Origin of the sequence: Hydrocarboniphaga sp., assembly GCF_028291725.1 — a bacterium.
Taxonomy (GTDB): Bacteria; Pseudomonadota; Gammaproteobacteria; order Nevskiales; family Nevskiaceae; genus Hydrocarboniphaga.
The window spans coordinates 16,463-37,677 of the sequence record NZ_JAQGNT010000040.1; the positions used below are offsets into that span (position 1 = coordinate 16,463).

The 21,215-nt window shown below is 65.4% G+C and carries 16 protein-coding genes; 10 read left to right on the top strand and 6 right to left on the bottom strand.

Features of this window, described 5'->3' with window-relative positions:
- Window positions 1-3: 3 nt before the first annotated feature.
- The 5 genes from JWQ90_RS10625 (at window position 4) to JWQ90_RS10645 (ending at window position 6,451) form a co-directional block, all read left to right on the top strand.
- The gene (locus tag JWQ90_RS10625) at window positions 4-1,014 is read left to right on the top strand and encodes a DUF4097 family beta strand repeat-containing protein (protein ID WP_299693297.1); all 1,011 of its coding nucleotides are present in this window, start codon (window positions 4-6) and stop codon (window positions 1,012-1,014) included.
- 121 nt (window positions 1,015-1,135) lie between these two features.
- On the top strand, window positions 1,136-2,569 hold the full coding sequence (locus JWQ90_RS10630; protein ID WP_299693300.1) for a peptidoglycan DD-metalloendopeptidase family protein: 1,434 nt from the start codon (window positions 1,136-1,138) through the stop codon (window positions 2,567-2,569).
- Between the two features lie 72 nt (window positions 2,570-2,641).
- Window positions 2,642-4,000, top strand: a complete 1,359-nt coding sequence (locus JWQ90_RS10635) for a hemolysin family protein (protein WP_299693303.1) — start codon at window positions 2,642-2,644, stop codon at window positions 3,998-4,000.
- A gap of 160 nt (window positions 4,001-4,160) precedes the next feature.
- Complete coding sequence (locus JWQ90_RS10640; protein WP_299693306.1) at window positions 4,161-5,861, top strand: proline--tRNA ligase; 1,701 nt, start codon at window positions 4,161-4,163, stop codon at window positions 5,859-5,861.
- Window positions 5,862-5,899: 38 nt separating this feature from the next.
- Window positions 5,900-6,451, top strand: a complete 552-nt coding sequence (locus JWQ90_RS10645; protein WP_366919494.1) for a lytic transglycosylase domain-containing protein — start codon at window positions 5,900-5,902, stop codon at window positions 6,449-6,451.
- Window positions 6,452-6,526: 75 nt separating this feature from the next.
- Here the strand turns inward: JWQ90_RS10645 and JWQ90_RS10650 are convergent, their stop codons facing one another.
- Window positions 6,527-7,249: a LysM peptidoglycan-binding domain-containing protein gene (locus tag JWQ90_RS10650; protein ID WP_299693312.1), complete on the bottom strand. Its 723-nt coding sequence runs from the start codon at window positions 7,247-7,249 to the stop codon at window positions 6,527-6,529.
- Window positions 7,250-7,338: 89 nt separating this feature from the next.
- Between JWQ90_RS10650 and wrbA the strand changes: the two genes are divergently transcribed.
- Window positions 7,339-7,929 (top strand): NAD(P)H:quinone oxidoreductase, encoded by a 591-nt coding sequence (gene wrbA / locus JWQ90_RS10655; protein ID WP_299693315.1) that lies wholly within the window; start codon window positions 7,339-7,341, stop codon window positions 7,927-7,929.
- Window positions 7,926-8,282, top strand: a complete 357-nt coding sequence (locus JWQ90_RS10660; RefSeq protein WP_299693318.1) for a DUF2069 domain-containing protein — start codon at window positions 7,926-7,928, stop codon at window positions 8,280-8,282. The genes wrbA and JWQ90_RS10660 overlap by 4 nt, the downstream gene beginning before the upstream one ends.
- A 72-nt stretch (window positions 8,283-8,354) precedes the next feature.
- Here JWQ90_RS10660 and hda read toward each other — a convergent pair whose 3' ends face one another.
- Together hda and JWQ90_RS10670 are read right to left on the bottom strand one after the other, a co-directional pair.
- The gene (hda, locus tag JWQ90_RS10665; RefSeq protein ID WP_299693322.1) at window positions 8,355-9,044 is read right to left on the bottom strand and encodes a DnaA regulatory inactivator Hda; all 690 of its coding nucleotides are present in this window, start codon (window positions 9,042-9,044) and stop codon (window positions 8,355-8,357) included.
- Between the two features lie 174 nt (window positions 9,045-9,218).
- On the bottom strand, window positions 9,219-10,373 hold the full coding sequence (locus tag JWQ90_RS10670; RefSeq protein WP_299693325.1) for an AI-2E family transporter: 1,155 nt from the start codon (window positions 10,371-10,373) through the stop codon (window positions 9,219-9,221).
- Between the two features lie 119 nt (window positions 10,374-10,492).
- Between JWQ90_RS10670 and purM the strand changes: the two genes are divergently transcribed.
- Window positions 10,493-11,518 (top strand): phosphoribosylformylglycinamidine cyclo-ligase, encoded by a 1,026-nt coding sequence (gene purM, locus JWQ90_RS10675; protein ID WP_299693328.1) that lies wholly within the window; start codon window positions 10,493-10,495, stop codon window positions 11,516-11,518.
- Window positions 11,515-12,081, top strand: coding sequence for a phosphoribosylglycinamide formyltransferase (purN, locus tag JWQ90_RS10680; protein WP_299693331.1), 567 nt, complete (start codon window positions 11,515-11,517; stop codon window positions 12,079-12,081). Before purM ends, purN begins: the two co-directional genes overlap by 4 nt.
- A gap of 125 nt (window positions 12,082-12,206) precedes the next feature.
- On the opposite strand, the gene JWQ90_RS10685 is transcribed toward purN, so the two are convergent.
- Together JWQ90_RS10685 and JWQ90_RS10690 are read right to left on the bottom strand one after the other, a co-directional pair.
- Window positions 12,207-15,086 (bottom strand): Ig-like domain-containing protein, encoded by a 2,880-nt coding sequence (locus JWQ90_RS10685; protein WP_299693334.1) that lies wholly within the window; start codon window positions 15,084-15,086, stop codon window positions 12,207-12,209.
- A 270-nt stretch (window positions 15,087-15,356) separates the two neighbouring features.
- Window positions 15,357-17,747: an Ig-like domain-containing protein gene (locus tag JWQ90_RS10690; protein ID WP_299693337.1), complete on the bottom strand. Its 2,391-nt coding sequence runs from the start codon at window positions 17,745-17,747 to the stop codon at window positions 15,357-15,359.
- Window positions 17,748-18,022: 275 nt separating this feature from the next.
- Here JWQ90_RS10690 and JWQ90_RS10695 point away from each other — a divergent pair, with 275 nt between their 5' ends.
- The gene (locus tag JWQ90_RS10695) at window positions 18,023-19,615 is read left to right on the top strand and encodes an OmpA family protein (RefSeq protein ID WP_299693340.1); all 1,593 of its coding nucleotides are present in this window, start codon (window positions 18,023-18,025) and stop codon (window positions 19,613-19,615) included.
- 172 nt (window positions 19,616-19,787) lie between these two features.
- Here JWQ90_RS10695 and JWQ90_RS10700 read toward each other — a convergent pair whose 3' ends face one another.
- Window positions 19,788-21,185 carry an MBL fold metallo-hydrolase gene (locus tag JWQ90_RS10700; protein WP_299693343.1) on the bottom strand — a complete coding sequence of 466 codons (1,398 nt, stop codon included), beginning with the start codon at window positions 21,183-21,185 and terminating at the stop codon, window positions 19,788-19,790.
- Window positions 21,186-21,215 lie beyond the last annotated feature (30 nt).

Sequence of the window (21,215 nt, forward strand, 5' to 3'; positions counted from 1 at the left end):
CACATGAATACTCAGGTCAGACCCTTGATCACCCGGCAGCTCGCCGTTGCCGTCGCCTTGTACGCACTGGCGGTCGCGAGCGCCCACGCCGGCAGTCCGGCACCCGCGACGGTGCCGCCGATGCCGCCCGCTCCGATGGCGCCGCCGGCACCTCCTTACATGCCAAACAGCAGGCACCACCACTACGACGACGACGAGTCCGGCCAGGCGATCGACGAACGCCACGCGCTCAAATCCGATGCCCGCGTGCACATCTCCAACGTCGCCGGCTCGATCGCGGTGTCGGCCTGGGACAGGAACGAGGCCTACGTCACCGGCGAACTCGGCCAGGGCGCCGAGAAACTTGATATCAGCGGCAGCGACAGCAATCTGGAGATCGTGGTGCGCACGCCGAAGAATTCGCGCAATGTCAGCGGCACCGATCTGCGGATCATGCTGCCGATCAATGCGGTGATCAGTGTCGACGCGGTCAGCGCCGACGTGATCGTTCAAGGCATCAAGGGCAAGCTGGCCGCGGCCACCGTGTCGGGTGAGCTGACGCTGAGCCTGGGCTCGGACGAAGTCGAGGCGCGCACCGTCAGCGGCGACGTGGTGCTGCAGGCGCCGACGCGGATCTGCAATATCAACACGATCAGCGGCGATGTCCGCGCCAGCGGGCCGAGCGGTAAGCTCAAGCTCGAAACCGTCTCCGGCGACGCCGAGTTGGTCGGCGCCGGCGCGTTCAGCGACCTGAGCCTGAAATCGATCTCCGGCGACTTCAATGTCGAGGCGGCGCTGACCGGCGACGGCAGGATGGTGGGCGAAACCTTGTCCGGCGAGATGCGCGTGCGGCTGCCGCAGGCGAGCTCGGCGATGGTTACGCTGCACACCTTCAGCGGCGAAATCCGCAGCGCCTTCGGCGGCGCGTCCTCGGGCGAGGACCGCCGCGAGCGCCAGGAATTCAAGATCGGCGACGGCCGGGCGCGGGTCGATCTGTCGAGCTTCTCCGGCGACATCCGGCTGGAGAAGCGCTGAGCAGGTTCCGATGGAATCCCGCGTCCGTTAGAAATCCATTAGGCCAGCATGAGCCAATCGTGAAGACTGGCGCCGCCTGGTCTGCCAACAATCGCCCCGGGAATCGAACCGGGGTGATCGGATGCAAAAGCAAGGATTGAGACGGGCGCTGGGGACTTTGTTGCTGGCTCTGCTGGCCACCGAGGCGGCGGCCGAAGTCGCCGGCGACGCGGTGCCGGTGCAGCAACTGCGAGGCCGGGCGCCGGACGGTGGCGGCCGTGGCCGGATGCCGGACTCCGCGGAGGACCGCATCGGTGCCGAACAGCGTGAGGCAATCTGGAGCCGCCTGCGCGAGCGGCTTGCACGACTGCCGCCACTGCCGCCGCAGGCGCAAAAGAAGTCTCAGCCCAAACTCGGCTGGCCGTTGCTGGCCTCGCCCCAGCTTTCCGATCCGGGTTACCACGGCGTATCGAACTTCGTCGATCACGATGCCGCCACTTCCGTTATCGACTACAGCTGTGCGGCGCGCAGCTACGACGGCCACGCCGGCACCGATATCTTCACCTGGCCGTTCAGCTGGCTGAAAACCAGCCGCGGTGACGTGCAGATCGTCGCGGCGGCAGCGGGCCGGATCATCGACAAGCTCGACGGCAACCCCGATCAGAGCTGCGCTGCCGACGGCGGCGACTGGAACGCGGTCTATCTGCAGCAGAACGACGGCTCGATCGTCTGGTACGGCCACATGAAGCAGGGATCGCTGACCAGCAAGGCGGTTGGCGACAGCGTCGCCGCCGGCGAATTTCTCGGCCTGGTCGGCAGTTCCGGCAATTCCACCGGCCCGCATCTGCACCTGGAGTTGTACGACGCTGCCGGCACGCTGACCGACCCCTATGTCGGCAGCTGCAATGCGCTGACCACCCCCTGGTGGAAATCGCAGCCCGCATACCGCGATTCGGCGATCAATCTGGTCACCGTGGGCTATGACGCGCCCTTGTTTCCGGCCTGCCCCGGCATCGAGTCGCCGAACACGCGCGACAGTTTCAATCCGGGCGAACGCGTCTACCTCACCAACTACTACCGCGACCAGGTCGCCGGGCAGGTCTCCGACTTCCAGATCACGCAGCCTGACGGCGTGGTCTATTCGAGCTGGTCGCAGACCTCGCCGGACACCTACAACGCGAGCTACTGGTACTGGTATTTCACGCTGCCGTCCGCGCCGCAGACCGGCACCTGGAAGTTCACGGTCAGCTATCAGGGCGTGACGCTTGCCCGCTATTTCAACGTCGGCAGCCCGACTTCGGTAAAGGTGAAAGTGCCCAACGGCGGCGAAATCTACAATCGCGGCGACAAGATTGCCGTCAAATGGAAGAGCAATATCGGCGGCGAACTGCGTGCCGAGCTGTGGATGAAGAGCGTGTTCATCGGCACGCTGTTCAAGACCACGCCGAACGACGGCAAGCAGAACTGGACCATCCCGACCGACCTGGCGCCCGGCAGCAAGTACAGGATCAAGCTGGTCGACCTGGCCGACGAAACCGTGCAGGACCTCAGCGACGGCAACTTCACGGTGCAGTGAGGGGCTTGCCCGGCGCCGCAGTGGCAGGCTGCGGTGTCGTAGACTGGCGCTTGATCCCCCTTGTGGTGCCCGATGGTCCTGCTCCAAGACAGCCTGCTGCTGGTCGTCGCATTTGTGCTGGTTCTGTTGAATGGTTTCTTTGTTGCCGCCGAGTTTGCGATCGTCAAGCTGCGGCGCAGCCGGGTCGAGGATCTGGCCAGTGCCCACGGCTGGCGTGGCGGGATGTTGCGGCGGGTGCACGACGATCTGGACGCTTATCTGTCGGCCTGCCAGCTCGGTATCACGCTGGCTTCGCTGGGCCTGGGCTGGATCGGCGAGCCGGCTTTCGCCGGCCTGCTGGAAATGCCGCTGGCTGCGGTCGGCATCGACTCGCAGGAAGTCGTGCACAGCATCGCCTTCATTGTCGCGTTTGCGCTGATCTCCTACCTGCATATCGTGCTCGGCGAACTCGCGCCCAAGTCGCTGGCGCTGCGGCGGCCCGAGGCGCTGTCGCTGATGACCGCCGGCCCGCTGTATGTTTTCTACTGGCTGATGTACCCGGCGATCTGGTTTTTGAACACCAGCTCCAACGTGCTGCTGAAACGGCTCGGCCTCGGCGGCAGCGCCAGCGGCCAGGGCAGCGACGCTTATTACAGCCCCGAAGAGCTGCAGGTGATCCTGCATCACAGCCGGCGTGTGACCGAAGGCCCGGAGATCGAGATCAAGACCATCGTCGCGCACACGCTCGAACTGGCGGACCTCGAGGCCGGCGACCTGATGCGGCCGTTCCGCGAACTGGTCACCTTGCGCTCCGACGACAGCTACGCCGAAATCCGCCGCACCATCCAGACCCATCGCTTCAGCCGCTACGTGCTGCTCGAAGCCGAAGGCGAGACCGTGCTCGGCCTGCTGCATGTGAAAGACATCCTGCTCGAGCCGGGCGGCGACGACGTGCAGCTGCGCCTGCGCCGGCATATCCGCGAAGTGCTGGAAGTGCCGGAGAACGAGTCGGCGCTGGAGCTGATGCGCCGCTTCCGTGGCGGCGCCCCGCACCTGGCGCTGGTGCGCGACAACGATCAGCGCCTGGTCGGCTTCGTGACCATGGAAGACATCTTCGAGACGATCTTCGGCGAGATCACCGACGAGCACGAAGTCAGCCGCCAGAAGAGCACCGACCGGCGTTTCGTCTGGCTGCCCGATGGCAGCTTCCTGGTGCCCGGCGACACGCCGGTCTACCGCATCGAGCGCGAACTCGGCCGCGACATCGAGGAGGCCGAGGACGAGGACGTCAGCACCGTCGGCGGCCTGATCATGAGCAAGCTCGACCGCGTGCCGGTCGAGGGCGACAACGCCCAGTTCGAGGACTTTGCAGCGCTGGTGCGGCGAGTGCAGGGCAACCGCGTGCTGCTGGTCAAGATCACGCCGCAGATCCGCTCGGCCGAAAAAACCTGACGCTCAACTCCAAGTTCCCTCCCCCGCGTGCGGGGGAGGGCTAGGGTGGGGGCGTTCGTCGCGGAGTTGCTCTCTCGTCGCGCCCCCATCCCGGCCTTCCCCCGCAGGCGGGGGAAGGAGACAAGATAGAATCGCCGCCTTTCCGTAAGCAAGTATTGCCATGCGCCTGTCCCGCTTCCCGCTCAGCACCACCAAGGAAACACCCGCCGACGCCGAGATCATCAGCCATCGGCTGATGCTGCGCGCCGGCCTGATCCGCAAGCTCGGTGCCGGGCTCTATACCTGGATGCCGCTGGGCCTGCGCGTGATGCGCAAGGTCGAGACCATCGTGCGCGAGGAGATGAACCGCGCCGGCGCGTTGGAGCTGCTGATGCCGACGGTGCAGCCGGCCGAGTTGTGGCAGGAATCCGGCCGCTGGAACGTGATGGGCGACGAAATGCTGCGCTTCAAGGATCGCCACAAGAACGACTTCGCCTACAGCCCGACCGCGGAAGAAGCCGTCACCTCGCACGTGCGCCAGGACATCCGCAGCTACAAGCAGCTGCCGATCAACTACTACCAGATTCAAACCAAGTTCCGCGACGAGCGCCGCCCGCGCTTCGGTGTGATGCGCGCGCGCGAGTTCGTGATGAAAGACGCGTACTCGTTCCACATGGACATGGACAGCCTGGTCGCCGAGTACTACAACATGCGCGCCGCCTATACGCGCATTTTCACGCGCATCGGCGCGGATTTCCGCGCGGTGCAGGCGGACTCCGGCAACATCGGCGGCGCTGCCAGCGAGGAGTTCCATATCCTCGCCGGTGCCGGTGAAGACCTGCTCGCAGTGTCGACCGAAGGCGACTACGCGGCGAACGTCGAGGCCGCGATCACGCGCGCATCGGGTCTGCCGGCGCCCGCGCCGATCGCCGCCATGGAAACCGTCTCGACACCCGGCCAGAAAACCTGCGAGCAGGTTTCCAAGTTCATGAACGTGCCGCTGACCGGCAAGGTCAAGCTGCTGGTCGCCAAGGCCGCCGACGGCGGTCTGATCGGCATCGCGCTGCGCGGCGATCACGAGCTCAACGAGATCAAGGCGGCCAAGCATCCGAAGATCGCGAGCCCCTTCGAGATGGCGAAGATCGAAGACGTGCAGGCCGGGTTCGGCTGCGAGGTCGGCTATCTCGGTCCGGTGAAATGTCCGATCGAGGTGATCGCGGATTACGCGGCGGCCGAGATCGGCGACTTCGTTTGCGGTGCCAACGAGAACAACGCGCACTTGAAAGGCGTTAACTGGGGCCGCGATTGCGCGGAACCGGAGACGGCCGATCTGCGCACGATCGTCGAAGGCGACCCTTCGCCGGATGGAAAGGGCACCATCAAGCTGCTGCGCGGTATCGAAGGCGGCCACATCTTCCAGCTCGGCCAGAAGTACACCAAGGCGATGAACCTGACCGTGCTCGACGAGAAAGGCGAGGCGGTGACGCCGCAGATGGGCTGCTACGGCATCGGCGTGTCGCGCATGGTCGCGGCGGTGATCGAGCAGAGCTTCGACGCCAACGGCATCATCTGGCCGGACGCGATCGCGCCGTTCCGCGTGATCGTCACGCCGATCGGCACCGACAAGTCGCAGGCGGCGAAAGATGCGGCCGAGAAGCTCTATGCCGATCTGATCGCAGCCGGCGTCGAGGCCGTGCTCGATGATCGCGGTCTGCGTCCCGGCCCGATGTTCGCCGACGCCGATCTGATCGGCATCCCGCATCGCATCGTCATCGGCGACAAGGGCCTGGCGAACTCGCAGTTCGAGTACAAGCATCGCCGCGCCGAAAAAGCCGAGATGATAGCCGCCACGGTCGCCGCGGTGCTGGCCAAGCTCGGCTGATGGTCGCGCGCCTCGCGGTCTTCGCAATGCACGGCCTGATGGCCGTTGCGCTGCTGGTCGCGAGTGCGGTGGTCAACGCCGGACCGACCGGCGAGCCCGAGCCCGAACTGCGCGCGCTGCTGAAGGCGGCGATCGCGCAGTCCGACAGTTTTCAGGACCGCTTCGACGCCGAAGTCTGGCTGGTCGACATGTCCAGCCGGCTCAGGCGCTACATCAAGGACGACAAGGAGCGACTGGACTTCCTGCGTCTGCTGCACCAGGAAGCCGACCGCGCCAACATCACGCCCGAGTTGGCGCTGGCGGTGGTGCAGATCGAGAGCGGCTTCAACCGCTACGCGCTGTCGACTGCCGGCGCACAGGGTTACATGCAGATCATGCCGTTCTGGCTGCGCGAGATCGCCGGCCCCGAAGAAAACCTGTTGCATACGCGCACCAACCTGCGCATGGGCTGCACGATCCTGCGCTACTACCTCGACCGCGAACGCGGCGACCTAGTCAAGGCGCTGCAGCGCTACAACGGCAGCTACGGCAAGCCGCAGTATCCGGCGCTGGTGATCAATGCGCTGAACAAGCGCTGGTACCGGGGGTGACGTAGAAGTAGGTCGGCAATCCCTTGCCGACGTGCCCGCTTGATCCAGGGTACATGTCGGCAAAGGATTGCCGACCTACGGGGTCTGCTCCTTGATTTCGCCGATGTGTGTATCGCTGGTCTTGAGCTTCTCGCGCGCGTAATTCACCGCATCGACCACTTCGTCGATCGTCGGGTTCGGGCGGATCTTCAGACGCTGGCCGGCGGATAGGCGATTCGGGTCCGGGATCACTTGCAGGTTGTTCTGCCAGATCAGCGGCCACAGCCAGGGATTGCCGTAGATTTCGGGCCGTGCCGAGATGATCCACAGATTGTCGCCTTGCTTGACTGCATAGGGTTTGACGCCGTTTTTCAGCTGCTCGTTGAGTTGTAGCAGGGCCTTGTAGGCGGCTTCGCCCGAGCCCAGCACCAGCAGCGATTCGGCATTCTTCTGCTGCGCGATCTGCGCGTCGTTGAGGCCGGTGTACTGATAGGACTTCTGCAGCTCGGCTTGCGCCAGGTTCAGATAGGGCACGTCGGCCTGACGCTTTCCGGCAGGCTCGGATGTCGCCGGCAGCGGTGTATAAACCGGCATCGGACCCAGCGTCTGATTCATCAGCGGCCGGATCTCCGGCCGAGTATCACCGCCGCCGCGCGTCAGCGTGCCGAGCACGCTGCCGGTAGGCGCCGCCGTTTGATCCGGCGGCGGCTTGCGCGGCGGCGCATAGGGCGCGTCGAGCCGGCGCGGCGCTGCGCAGGCCGCCAGCAGTGCCGGCATCAACAGCATTATCAGGCAGGTGGGCAGGTGCTTCAGCGGCACGGCGGTTCTCGTCGGTGGGTCCGGCATGATCGCCGAAGCGGTGCGCGGCTAGCCACTACAATGCGCATCCCGATACGTGGCTGGCACTGATGAACGACATCCTGGTTCTGTACTACTCGCGCAACGGCTCGGTCGCGGCGATGGCGCGCGAAATCTGCCGCGGCGTCGAATCCACCGGGGCGATCGCCCGCTTGCGTACGGTGCCGCCGGTATCGAGCGTTGCCGAGGCGACTGCGCCGGAAATCCCGCAGGATGGGCCGGTGTATGTCAGCCATGACGATCTGCGCGAATGCTCGGGCCTGATCCTCGGCAGCCCGACGCGCTTCGGCAACATGGCCGCACCGATGAAGTACTTTCTGGATACAACGTCGGGGCCGTGGCTGTCCGGTGTGCTCGCCGGCAAGCCGGCCGGCGTATTCACATCCACCAGCACGCAGCACGGTGGGCAGGAAAGCACGCTGTTGAGCATGATGTTGCCGCTGCTGCATCACGGTATGCTGATCGCCGGTATTCCTTACACCGAGCCGGCCCTGTCGAGCACCCAGTCGGGCGGCACGCCTTATGGCGCTTCGCATGTCGCCGGCACCGGCTCGAGCCCGGCTGCGCTGAGCCGCGACGAGCTGACGCTGTGCAATGCGCTGGGCCGCCGTATCGCGCAGTTTGCGTTGAAGCTGGCATGACCGGATTCTCGAACAACAGGCCCCTGAGCTTCTACGCGCGCGTGGTCGCGATCGCCGCGCACCTGTTGCTGATTCTGCTGATGCTGATGGGTTCGCGCGGTGGCACTGGCGCGCTGCTGATCCTGCCGCTGCTGCTGCCGATCGCCGGAATCATTCGCGGCCGCGCCTACACGTATTCCTGGGCCTGCATGCTGGTGGTGTTCTACGCGGCCGGGTATCTGGCTTCGGGCTATGCGCAGCCGATGCATAAGTGGTCGGCTTTTTTTCTGGCCAGTATTGCGGCGCTGGATTTCGTCGCGCTGGTTTTGTACGTGCGGCTGCTGGCGCGTGAAAGGCCGCTTCAATCGACGTAGGTTGGGGTGAGCGGCAGCGAACCCCAACGTTGGTTCCGCGCCGATGTTGGGGTTCGCTGCGCTCACCCCAACCTACGACAGCAACGACAGCGTCTTCTGCACGAAAACCAGCGTCAGCCGACGTTTGTCGCGCAGCGACGCGCGGTCGAGTTTTTCGATCGCGGCGATCAGGCTGCCGGTATCGCGCGGCAGATGATGGATCAGCCAGCGCGCGGCGTCGTCGGGCAGTTCGAGCCCGCGCTGCTGAGCGGCGCTGCGCAGCCACAGGCGACGATCGTCATCGCCGAGCGTGCGCAACCCGAACAGCGGCAGGGCCGACAAACGCGTGCGCAGGTCCGGCAGCAGGCGCGCGAGCCGATCCGGCCCGGCAGCGGCTGACACGCACCAGGCGCTGCCTTCAGTGCGCAGACGGTCGAGCAGACGGATCACCGCGTGATTCCAGTGGATGTCGCCGTCGATCGCGTCCAGATCGTCGATGCACAGCCGGTCGAAGGCCGTCAGCCCATCGAGTGCCTCGGCGCCGCCGGCGACCAGGCTGCGCAAGGGCAGGTAGCTGACGCGCAGCCCGCGCTGCTGGGCTTCGCGCGCGGCGGCTTGCAGCAGATGGGTTTTGCCGGTGCCGGCCGATCCGTACAGATACAGGCCACCGACACTCAGCGCGCGCAGTGCATCGACCGCCTCGCGATTCGGGCCTGCGTGATAGGTGTTGAAGCTCGCGGTGCTGCGCAGCTGTACCGCGAGCGGGATCTGCTCGCCCTTCACGTCAGAGGTTCCCTAGCAGCCTGTCGGACTTGGGAGATCGTAGCGAGGGTTTGGCCTGCTGTGTCCAAACTGCGGGCGACCGAGGAAAATATCCAGTCATATTTGACGAGGGCGCCCGCAGTTTGGGCGCAGCAGGCCGAAGCCGCAGTAGATCTTGCCAAGTCCGACAGGCTGCTAGGGCAGCGGCCCGGACGACAGGCTGCTGGCTTGCTGCTCCGGCGTGAGTTCGTCCAGCGGAGCGTTCTGCAGATACAGCTTGCTGGCCATCCAGTGATGCAGCGTATGCCGCAGCATCACCGCCAGCACGGCGGCCACCGGCAGCGCCAGCAGCACGCCGATGAAGCCGAACAGCTGGCCGCCGGCCATCACCGCGAAGATCACCGCGACCGGATGCAAGCCGATGCGGTCGCCGATCAGCCAGGGGCCGAACACGTTGGATTCCAGGAACTGGCCGATCGCGAAGACTACGGCCAGCCAGATGAAGGGCGTCAGCTCCTGGGTCTGCACGACCATCGCCAGCACCGCGGTGACAATGCCGATCACCGCGCCCAGATAAGGCACGAAGCTGACCAGGCCGATGATCAGGCCGACGATCAGCGCCAGGTTCAAACCGGCCAGCCACAGCGCGATCCAGTAATAGACCGTCAGCGCCGCCATCACCGTCAGCTGGCCGCGGAAGAACGCGCTGAGCACGCTGTCGGTCTCGTGCGCGATCTTGTCGGCATTCGGGCGCCAGCGCGGCGGGATCGTGTTGCGGATCCAGGCGACCAGCCGGTCCCAGTCGCGCAGCAGGTAGAACGCGACGATCGGGATCAGCAGCAGGTTGGCGACGGTGGTGACGATCGCGCCGGTGGATTGCGAGGCGCGCTCCCAGATCGCCGGCAGGATGTCGCTGGCGCTGGCCCAGTTGCGCGTCAGCAGCGTCTTCAGGCCCTCGGCGTCCAGTTGCACGCCGCGCGGCAGGCGGATGCCGAGTTTGGGCAGCGCCTTGTCCTGGATCCAGGTCAACCAGTCCGGGATGTTGTGGATCAGCAGCGTCAATTGGCCCTGCAGCATCGGCACGACCAGCAGAATCACCAGCACCAGCACGCTGAAGATCACCAGGAACATCAGGCCGACGCCTAGCGTGCGCGACATGCGCAGCCGCTCGAGCCGGTCGACCAGCGGATCGCCGACGTAGCCGAGGCCGGCACCGACCACGAACGGCGTCAGGATCGGCGCCAGCAGCCAGGCGAAGACCAGCAGCGCCAGGCCGATCAGCATCCACGGCCAATTTTCCTTGAACGAGGAGGCGACGCTGTCTTCTACGCTTTCCGGTGCTGCGTTCATCGGGCTTCACCCTCGGGGATGGGCGCATTATCCGGTGCCAACCGGTAAAATCACAGGCACAGCCAGACCACCCGGCAGCCGGCCGCCGCCGAGACTGCCCTCCTGTACCCGTACCTCCGATGACCAAAGCAGCAGGCCTTTTCTACCGCGACGCCGGCGTCGATATCGACGCCGGCGACGCGCTCGTCGACGACATCAAGAAAATTGTTCGTAGTACTCGGCGGCCCGAAGTGCTGGCCGGTGTCGGTGGCTTCGGTGCGCTGGTCGGTTTGCCGAAGAAGTACAAACACCCGGTTCTGGTTTCGGGCACCGACGGCGTCGGCACCAAGCTGCGCCTGGGTATCGACTCCGGCCGCGTGCAGGGCCTGGGTATCGATCTGGTCGGCATGTGCGTCAACGACGTGCTGGTGTCGGGCGCCGAGCCGCTGTTCTTCCTGGATTACTACGCGACCGGCAAGCTCGATCCGCTCGTGGCCGGGCAGGTGATCAAGGGCATCGCCCAGGGCTGCAAGCTCGCCGGCTGCGCGCTGGTCGGTGGTGAAACCGCCGAAATGCCCGGCATGTACCAGGCCGGTGATTTCGACCTCGCCGGTTTCTGCGTCGCGGTCGCGGAGAAATCCAAGATCATCGACGGCTCGAAGATCAAGGTCGGCGATGTGCTCATCGGTCTGCCGTCCAGCGGCCCGCATTCCAACGGCTATTCGCTGATCCGCAAGATCCTCGAAGTCAGCGGCGCCAAGCTCGGCGACCCGTTCGAAGGCGGCACGCTCGGCGACGCGCTGCTGGCGCCGACCACGATCTACGTCAAGCCGGTGCTGAAGCTGCTGGAAGCCAGGCTGGCTATCGCCGGCATGTCGCATATCACCGGCGGCGGCATCACCGGCAACCTCGCGCGCTGCTTCCCGAAAGGCACTGCCGCGGTCGTCGACACCGCCAGCTGGAAGCGCCCGGCGATCTTCGACTGGCTGCAGGAAAAAGGCGGCGTCGAGCAGGACGAAATGTGGCGCGTGTTCAACTGCGGCGTCGGCTTCGCGATGGTGGTTCCGCGCAAGAAGGTCGCCGAGACGCTGGCCGCGTTGAAGAAGTCCAGGCCGTTCGTGATGGGCGAGATCGTTAAGGGCAAGCAGGGCGTGCGCTTCGCGTGAAGCGGCTGGTCGTACTGATCTCGGGCCGCGGACGCAATCTGCAGGCTCTGATCGAGGCGACTCGGTCCGGCGCGCTACCGGCCGAGATCGCGCTGGTCGTGTCCAACCGTGCCGACGCGCAAGGGCTGGGACTGGCCGAAGCGGCCGGCATCGCGACGCACGTGCTGCCGCACACGGCGTATCCGAACCGCGAGGCTTTCGACGCCGAACTGCTGCGGATCGTCGTGGCTGCCAAGCCCGACCTGGTGGCGCTTGCCGGTTTCATGCGGATACTGACGCCGGTCTTCATCTCGGCTTTTGAAGGCCGCCTGCTGAACATCCACCCGTCGCTGCTGCCGCGGCACCGCGGCCTGAACACTCACGCGCGCGCGCTGGCGGCGGGCGACACCGAGCACGGGGCCACGGTGCATTTCGTGACCCAGCAGCTCGACGAGGGCCCGCCCATTCTTCAAGGGCGCATCCCTATCCATCCGGATGACACCGCCGAGACACTGGCCGAGCGCGTGCTGGAAGAGGTCGAGCTGAAGATTTATCCGCAGGCCATTGCCGGGCTATTGCAATAGCCCGTAGGTCGGCAATCCTTTGCCGACGTGTGCCCTTGATCGACCCCGGCACGTCGGCAAGGGATTGCCGACCTACAAAAAGAAGGGCGCCCTTGGGCGCCCTTCCAACATGCCACCAGGCCCCGCTAGTCCGGGACGTTGGTCGCCGCGCAGGCCGAATAGACCTGGACGCTGGTCAGCAGGCTGGCCAGGCCGCTGTGGAACGTGAGCCGCAGCGCGTCGTAAGGCACGGTCGCCGCAATGCTCGCCAGTGCGGTGTCGCTGTTGGTGGTCAGCTCCAGGCCCAGCAGGTCGAGGCGCAGCGGAATCGTCGTGCCGGTGGTCTGCTGCACGACGCCCTGTTTCAGCGTGCTCACCTCGATCTGCGAGAGCAGTTCTGTCAGGACCAGGCTGCCGGCCGGGCGCCCGATGACGAAGCCCGGAACGTTCGCGCCGGGGAAGGGCACCGCGTACGCCGGGTTGGTCACCGCCGACACGGTCACCGATGCCTCGGCACCGAGCACGGCCACCGGTACCGCCATGGTGGCGAACGTAGTGCCCTGCGCATCGATCACGTTGGCGTCGTCGCTGACATTGCAGAACAGGCAGAGTCCGCCGATCGCATGGGTGACCGTGGCGCCATCGCTTGCCAGCAAAGGCGTGGTGCAGGCCAAGGGCGCCACGGTCAAGACCGCACTCATCGAGAGCTGACCGCCGACTCCGACCGGCCCCTTGACCGTGGCGATGATCTCCGCTTCGCCTGCCGCAACGCCGGTGGCCCGGCCGTTGACATCGACAGTCGCGACGCTCGGTGTGCCGCTGCTCCAGGTCACGTCGCTGTCGGCCAGTGGCCCCGTCGTGCCATCGGCGTAGCGGCCGATCGCCTGGAACTCGCTGGTGCCGCCGATCTGCACGCTGGCCAGCGCCGGTTCGACGTGGTCGATGCCGACCAGCGCCGAAGTCGGCGGCGGCGGCGTGGCCGTCGCGCAGGCCGAGAACACCTGCACATTGCTCAGCGCCGTGGCGACGCCCGAGTTCAGCTGCAGCCGGATCGAGTCGTAGGGCAGGTTGGTGAGGATGCTCACCAGCGCGGTATCGCTGTTGGGCACCAGTTCGATGCCGAGCAGGTCCAGGCGCAGCGGCGTTACCGTGCCGCTGGATTCCTGCACCGCGCCGTTGAGCAGCGTGCTCACCGTCAGCTGCGAGAACAGCTCCGCCAGAACCAGGCTGCCGGTCGGCCGGCCGATCACGAAGCCGGCGACCTGGCCGCCCGGGAACGGCAGCGTGTAGTTCGGCGTGCTGCTGCTGCCGACCACACTCAGCGCCTCGCCCGCACCGATCAGCCCGACCGGGACGTTGATGGTTGCGTAGTTGGTGCTGAGGTTGTCGATCGCGTTGTCCGGGCTGTCGACTCCGCACAGCAGGCAGATGCCGCTGGTATCGGTGGCGGTGCGCGCGCCTTCGTCGAGCAGCAGTGGCGTCGTGCAGACCGGGTCGGTGACGATCAGCGTGGCGGTGGCCGAGCCGGTTCCGCCCGAGCCTGGATTCAGTGTTGCCGTGATGACGACCTGACCTTCGACGATGCCGGTGGCGAAGCCCTGTGCGTCAATCGTGGCAATCGCGGTGTCGGCGCTGGTCCAGGTGACCTTATCGTCCGCCAGCGCGGTTTCGCTGCCGTCGCTGAAGCGGCCGATGGCGGTGAACTCGATCGAGGCGCCGGGGACCACGCGGCCCACGGTTGGCTCGACCCGCACCAGCGTCGTCAGCGTTGCTTCGCTGACGGTGAGTTTGACGGTATCGCTGAAGGCTCCGCTGGTCGCGGTCAGGGTCGCGTCACCGCGACCGGCGGCGGTGGCCGTGGTCCCGGCTGCATCGGTCGGGTCTACCGTCGCAACCGCGGCATTCGACGTGGTCCAGCTGACGGAATCGGTTGAATTCAGCGTGCGAGGCACGTCGCTATCGGTGTAGATGCCCAGCGCGCGGTAGTTCTGTGTGGTCCCGAGTGGAATCGTCTTGTCTGCGGCGGCCACTGGCGGGCTCGCTGGCGGATCTTCGGAAATCACCAGCGCCTTGAGCTGCGGCGCGGTGATGGTCAGCTGCGCGCTATCGGTGATAGCGCCGGAAGTGGCGACCACGGTGGCCGTGCCAACCGCCGTGCCCGTGGCGATGCCGGTCATGCTGTCGATAACGGCGTTGGCCGTCGTCGCCGGCGGAGTGGGCGGCGCGATGCTCCAGACGACGCCGGTAGCGGGCCCGGTGCTGGTCGGATCGGGGGAGCCGGGCGCCGTCGTGAAGGTGCCGGTGGCGGTGAACTGGATCGGGCTGCCGAGCGGTGAGCTCGCCGGATCGGGGGTGACGGCGATGCTGATCAGCACCGGCGTGAAGGTCACGGTCACGACCGCCGTCGCGGTCTTGGGCGTGCCGCTCGCGCCAACCTGGGTCGCTGTGATCGTCGTGGTTCCGGGGCTGATGCCGCTGACCACGCCGGCGCCATCGATGGTGGCGACAGCGGGATCGCTGGAAGTCCAGCTGACGGCCACCGGGCCGGTCGTCGGCGCGGCGTCCGGTGAATTGCGGTAGCTGCCCTCGGCGGTGAGCGTCACCGTCTGGCCGGTCCCGACGGTGGCCGCGGGCGGGGTAATGGTGATGCTGAGCAGCTCAGGCGGGGTCACGGTGACCGTGGCCGTGCCGTGGAAGTCTTTGCTTGAGGCCGTGACTGTGGTGGACCCGGCGGAGACGCCGGTAACCTTGCCGTCATTGTCGACGGTCGCGATCGCCGCGTCGCCGACGCTCCAGCTCACGTCATCCAGCTCGGATTGCGAGGTCGGCGAGGACGATCCTGGCGGCGTGGTGAACGAGCCGATCGCGGTGAACTCGGCGACCTCGCCGATGAAGGTGGTCGACGTTGCAGGAGTCACCGAGATGCCGGTCAACTCCGAGGTGAAGTCGGGGCTCTGGATGCTGCCGCTTCCGCATCCCCCGATGACCAGCGTACACAGCGCAGCGAGTAGGCGCAAAGTCTTCACGATCGATCTCCCAACCCCATTGAACCGAAACATCCCATGCCCGCGCTCACTCACCTGATATCAACCGACGTCAGAAAATGAGGTTTCAAAAAACTCCCTGAGGGGGCGTAAACATGATACCCAGATCAGAAACGATCATGTTAGTAATGTCAGGTTTTGTTTTGATGTCGGGCTTTAGTCTTGCTTGACTCGCATAGAACCAAAAAGGGCGCCCGAAGGCGCCCCGTTTGGTTACCGCTTGGTTACCGCATTTGAATCAATGAACGCGAATCAAGGAGCCGTGGCCGGAAGCGTGGTTGCCGCGCAGGCCGAGTAGGCCTGGAACTCGGTGAGCAGACTCGCGACCCCCGCGTTCGCGGTCAGGCGCAGGCCGCGATACGGCTGGGTTGCGGCGAAGCTGACCAACGCCGTGTTCGCGTTCGGGATGATCTCGATGCCGAGCAGATCGAGCCGTAGCGGGATGCTGTCGCTGCTGCTTTCCAAGACCGTGCCGTCGGCGGCCAGCGTCGATATCTGCAGACCGGCCAGGATCTGGGCCAGTGCGACGCTGCCGACCGGCTCGCCGACCACGAAGCCCGGACGGGTGCCGGCCACGAAGTCGGTGGTGGCGCCGGACTGTACGTCGACATGAGCCGAGGCGCCGAGAGCGGCCAGGTTCAGCGATATCGTCGCGAAGTTGGAGGTCGTCGCATCGATCAGGTTGATGTCGTCGGTGACCGAGCAGAACACGCACAGGCCGGCGAAACCGTGTTCGACGGTGACTGGATGGCTCGCATCAGCCACCAGCGGCACGGTGCACAGCGGCGTGGTCACGGTCAGCGTGGCCGTGGCCGAACGCTGCGTGACGCCAGACGGAATGTTGTCCCGCAGCTTGGCCGTGATGGTCGCGGTACCGGCTGCCTTGCCATTGAACACGCCCTTGGCGGCCGTAGCGTCGGTCACCGTGCTGCTGGACGAGGTCCATTCCAGATAGTTATCCGGGATCGGGCCGGTGGTGCCGTCGGCGAACAGCCCCTGGGCCGTAAACCCCTGGGCCTTGCCGACTTCGATCGAGGCGGTGCCCGGCTCGACCGAGGTCAATGCCGTCAGCGCCGGGATCGGGTTCGGCGGCTGGGTCGTGCCGCAGGCCGAGTAGGCCTGGACACTGGTCAGCGCGCTCACCGTGCCGGACTTCAGCGCCAGCTGCACGCCGTTGTAAGGCAGCGAGGTCTTGAAGCTGACCAGTGCCAGATCATTCGGGGTGCCGTCGATGATCTTCTGTCCGAGCAGGTCGACGCGCAGCACGATCCGGTCGTCGGTTCCTTCCTGGACGGCGCCGTTGTTCAGCGTATTGACCTGGATCTGCGACAGCAGCGATGCCAGTGCCAGTGAGCCGGCGGGCTGGCCGATGATGAAGCCGGCGGTTTCACCCGCGGTGAACGAGGTCGTCGGCGTGCCCTTGATGACGTTGAGCTTGGCCGCGCCGTCGAGCAGGCCGACCGGGACGTTCAGGCTCGCAAAGTTGTCGGCGATCGCGTCGATCACGAAGTCCGGGTTCTGGACGCCGCACCCCAGGCAGATGCTCGGATCGGCCGGAATCGCCGTGGTGGCGCCGCTGCTGGCCAGCAGCTCGTCCGTGCAGACCGAGTCGGTCACATGAACCGTCGCGGTAACCGATCTATTCTCGATTTCGGGAGACACGCCGGCCTTCAAGGTGGCCGTGATGGTGGCGTCGCCGTTGGCGACCGCGGTCACGATGCCGGCAGCCAGATCGGATGCGTTGGCGAACGTGGCGACCGAGGGCGCCGAGCTGGTGAAATCGACCTGACCATCGATTTTCTGGACGGTGCCGTCGGTGAAGGTGCCGTGGACGTCGAAGTCCTGGCTGTCGCCGGGACGCACATTGGCACCGGTCGGGCTGATCGTCAGCGTGCCGTCCCTCAACGCCGCATCGCCGACCGTCAGCTGCGTCGTCGCGCTAAAGGGGGTCGTGGAGCCGGGCTTGGGGGTGGTGGCGGTTATCGTCACCGGGCCGCCGATCTTGACGGCGTCGGCCGAGGTCCGCTCGCCGACCGTGGTCGGTCCGCAAGCGCTTAAGGCCACGCTGAGACAGGCGATGGATTCGTCCGAAGTGGAGAACGTGATAACCGTCGTTATCGAGCGCACCGACTTATCGGTGTAAACCGCCAGTGCCAGATAATCCTGGGACGCTCCCAGAGCCAGCGTCTTGCTGGTGACGGGCGTCTGCGTGCTGTCGGCCGGATCGACAATAATCATGCTGGCCATTTCGGCCGCACCGACGTTCACGGTGAACGTGGCGTCTATTCCGTTCTTGGAGGCGGTGATGACGGTCGTGCCTTCGGCAACGGCCGTTACCAGGCCCTTGGAGCTGTCGACCGTGGCGACGGCGGGAACCGAGGAACTCCACGCGGCCTCGACTTTCTCGAAGTCGGCCTCTAGGGCGCCATCGGGCGGCGTGGTGTACTTGCCCTGGGCTTCAAGCTGCAGGGACGCACCGGCTGGCAGCTTTCCGGCGGCATTCCGCTGATCCGGCCCCGCCGTGCTGGGTACGATCTGCAGCGCTCCCAGCTCCCGGGTAAAGTCCGGACTCTGGATGCTACCGCTACCGCATCCCCCGAGCGACAGCGCAACGAGCGCCGCCACGATACGCATCCCTTTCATCTGGACTCCCTGACACATCTGGATAGTTGGATCGTTACGACTTGGTACGATTGGTGATCTTTACGACTTGGTACGATTGGAAAAATGTTGTACATGACCACCGACCCAGCATAATCTACAGGCACTGAAGCGCGGTGAACAGCACCTGAACCTAATCAAGTCTCTCCGATAGAGTCTTGATAATAAGGATGTAGGGTTATGTTGGCGTTTCGGTCGTCTGCGCGGCCTCGTGCGACGCTAAACCGGGTGGGACCGCCAGACACAGGGAGAAGGAAATGTTTAAGCAGGGTTGCTTGGCCGTGTTCGCGCTGCTTTGGGCGTGCATGGCCAGCGCGCAGTCAGATGTGACGGAAACGGATGCGCGCTGGTACATATCCCCTTCAGTGGGCGTGGTTTACGCCGATTCGGATGTCGGCCCGCTGGGGGCCATCACGATCGGCCGTTCGCTCAGCGAATATTTCGGCGTGGAATTCGAAGGCGGATACAGCAAGCTGAACGTCGGCGACCTGCCGTCGAGCCTCGATTACGAGCGCTACGTGGTCGGCTTCAATGGCCTGGCCTACATGGTCCCTCAGGATTACTCGGTCCGCCCGTACGTGATCGGTGGGGTCAATGTCCACGCGATCAACTTCCTGGACGAGAACCTGACCGGCGGCGGCGTCAACGTCGGCGGTGGCCTGTTGTTCAATCTGGCCAACCATTGGGATCTCAAGCTCCAGGCCCGTTACGACCTGGACTTCATCGGCAGCAAGGGCGATGTTCCCGACGATACCTTCTATGTCTGGGATATCGGCCTCGGCTTCCGTTACAAGTTCGGTGCGTTCCCGGCCGACGACGACGGCGACGGCGTTCCCAACGGCCTCGACAAGTGCCCGGATACGCCCCGCGGCGTCAAGGTGTACTCCGACGGCTGCCCGATCGACCTCGACGGCGACGGCGTTCCGGATTACCTGGACAAGTGCCCGAATACGCCCAAGGGTACTGCCGTGGGTCCCGATGGCTGTCCGCTGGATAGCGACGGCGACGGCGTGCCCGACAACCTCGACAAGTGCCCCGGCACTCCGCCCGGCGCGATCGTCGATGCCAATGGCTGCCCGTCCGACTCCGACGGCGACGGCGTTCCGGACTTCCTCGACAAGTGCCCGGGTACTCCCGCCGGCGTGCATGTCGATCAGAACGGTTGCCCGCTGGACAGCGATGGTGACGGTGTTCCGGATTACCTCGACCAGTGCCCGAAGACTCCGCCTGGCCAGGCAGTGAACGCAGTCGGTTGCCCGATTGCCGACAGTGACGGCGATGGCATCCCGGACAATCTGGACAAGTGCCCGAATACGCCGGTAGGCCAGAAGGTCGGCCCGGATGGCTGCCCGCTGGACAGTGACGGTGACGGTATCCCGGATGACCAGGATCAGTGCCCCAACACGCCTCCGGGTCTGAAGGTACTGCCGGATGGTTGCGCGCCGGTCGGCGATTGCCGCAAGCCGCGTCCGGGTGAGGCCGTCGATGCTCGCGGTTGCGCTCTGGACCGCCGCTTCGTGCTCCGCGGCGTCAAGTTCGAGTTCGACTCCGATCGCCTGCTGCCGGAATCCAAGGTCATCCTGAAGGAGGTTGCCGAGACGCTGGGCGCTTATCCGAACATCAAGGTGGATGTGGAAGGTCATACCGACTGGATCGGTACCGAGGCCTACAACCTTGGCTTGTCCGAGCGCCGTGCGATCTCCGTGCAGAAGTTCCTCGAGGACAACGGCGTGCAGATGAAGCGCCTGAAGCCTGTCGGCTACGGCGAATCCAACCCGATCGACACCAACGACACCGAGGAAGGACGCGAGAACAATCGTCGCGTCGAGTTCAAGGTGACCGAAGGCTGATCGGCTGAAAGCCTGAGTTGAAAAGCTCGGCGGAGCAATCCGCCGGGCTTTTTTTATGGGTGCCGCCGAATGACACGGAATCGTAGGTCGGCAATCCCGTTGCCGACGTGTAAGCCGGGTGCGCAATCGGGGTTTCACGTCGGCAAGGGATTGCCGACCTACGGGGGCGTCGTCAGATCTCGAGCTGGCCTTCCGCCTGCAGCTTGTCCAGATGGCTTTCGATATTGCGCATCGCCAGCGGCAGCAGGCGTGGATCGAGATCCTGGTAGATCGCGGCGAGCATTTCTTGCATCGTCTGCCCGGCGCGCTGCAGTTTCAGGATCTCGGCTTCGCGCATGCGCCGATGGCGCATGGTTTCCTCGAGCCGGAAGGTGGTGCCCATGCCGATGCCATGCGACGGGAAAATGAAGCGCGGCGCCAGCCCGATCACGCGGTCCATCGACTCGAAGTAGCGGCGCATGTCGCCTTCGGGCTTGCTGATGACCACCGTGCCGACACCCTGGATCAGATCGCCGACGATGCACCAGGAGCGGCCTTCGGGCATCAGCGCGAGCTGGCCGTCGTCGTGACCCGGCACTTCGAGCACGCGCACCGGCAGCGTCTGCCAGCGCGTAACCTCGTCGCCCTCTGCGATCAGTCGCAGATCAACGCCGTCGAAGAACGTCGGTGAGCGCTTTGCGACGCGCATCCGCGTGACTGCGCTCATCAGCATCGGCCAGCCATGGCGGCGCGCGAGTACCTCGGCGAACTGGTTGTGATCGACGTGGTGATGCGTGATCAGCAGCTGATTCACGCCCAGCTTGTGCAGCGTTTGTTCCAGCCGCGCGAGTTCGGCGGCGTCGCGCGGCGAGGGATCGACCGCGATGCGCGGCGCGCCCTCATCGCCGATCACGAAGCAGTTGGTGTGCTCGGCCGGCGGCAAGGTATTCGAGCGCACGAAGATCTGGCGCAGCCCATGCACGCTCTGGATCACGGTCATCGCATCGCCGGCCGACGAGGTCGGGTCTTTCTGCAGCCGATCCTCGGGCGGCGCGGTCAACGACGTCATCCAGCGCACCACCGGCTTTTGCAGATCGAGATTCAGTGCCTTCAGGCAGGCCTGGGTCGGCGGTGCGGCGATCAGTTCGCCGCGATGCCAGGCAGCGAGCCAGGCCGATGCCGGCGCCCAGCCCCAGTCGATCGCCTCGCGCTCGTCGACGACGAACTCGGGCCGCTGCTTCAGCCGCAGCACGTAGAACCAGGTGTCGAAGCGGCGAGGGAAGGCGGTCGGTGTCAGCGCGCGGGTGCAGAGCTCGACGCCGGTGACCAGGCCCGAAACCACCGCGGCCGGCAGATCGAACTCGAGTTCTTCGCGCAGTTCACGCGCCAGCGCATGCATCAGCCGCCGATCGTGCGTCGCCAGCAGCGGCTGCTCGAAGGCAGCGCCTTCGGCGTCCTCGGCATCGACCTTGCCGCCGGGGAAGGCATGGTAGCCGGGAAAAGCCAGCATCGCCGGATGCCGGCGGGTCATGAAGATCTCGCCGTCGTGGACGAAAATCGCGGTAACGGCGTCGGCAATCGGCAGGCTCATGGAGGAATTGTAGCGCTGACTGTAGGTCGG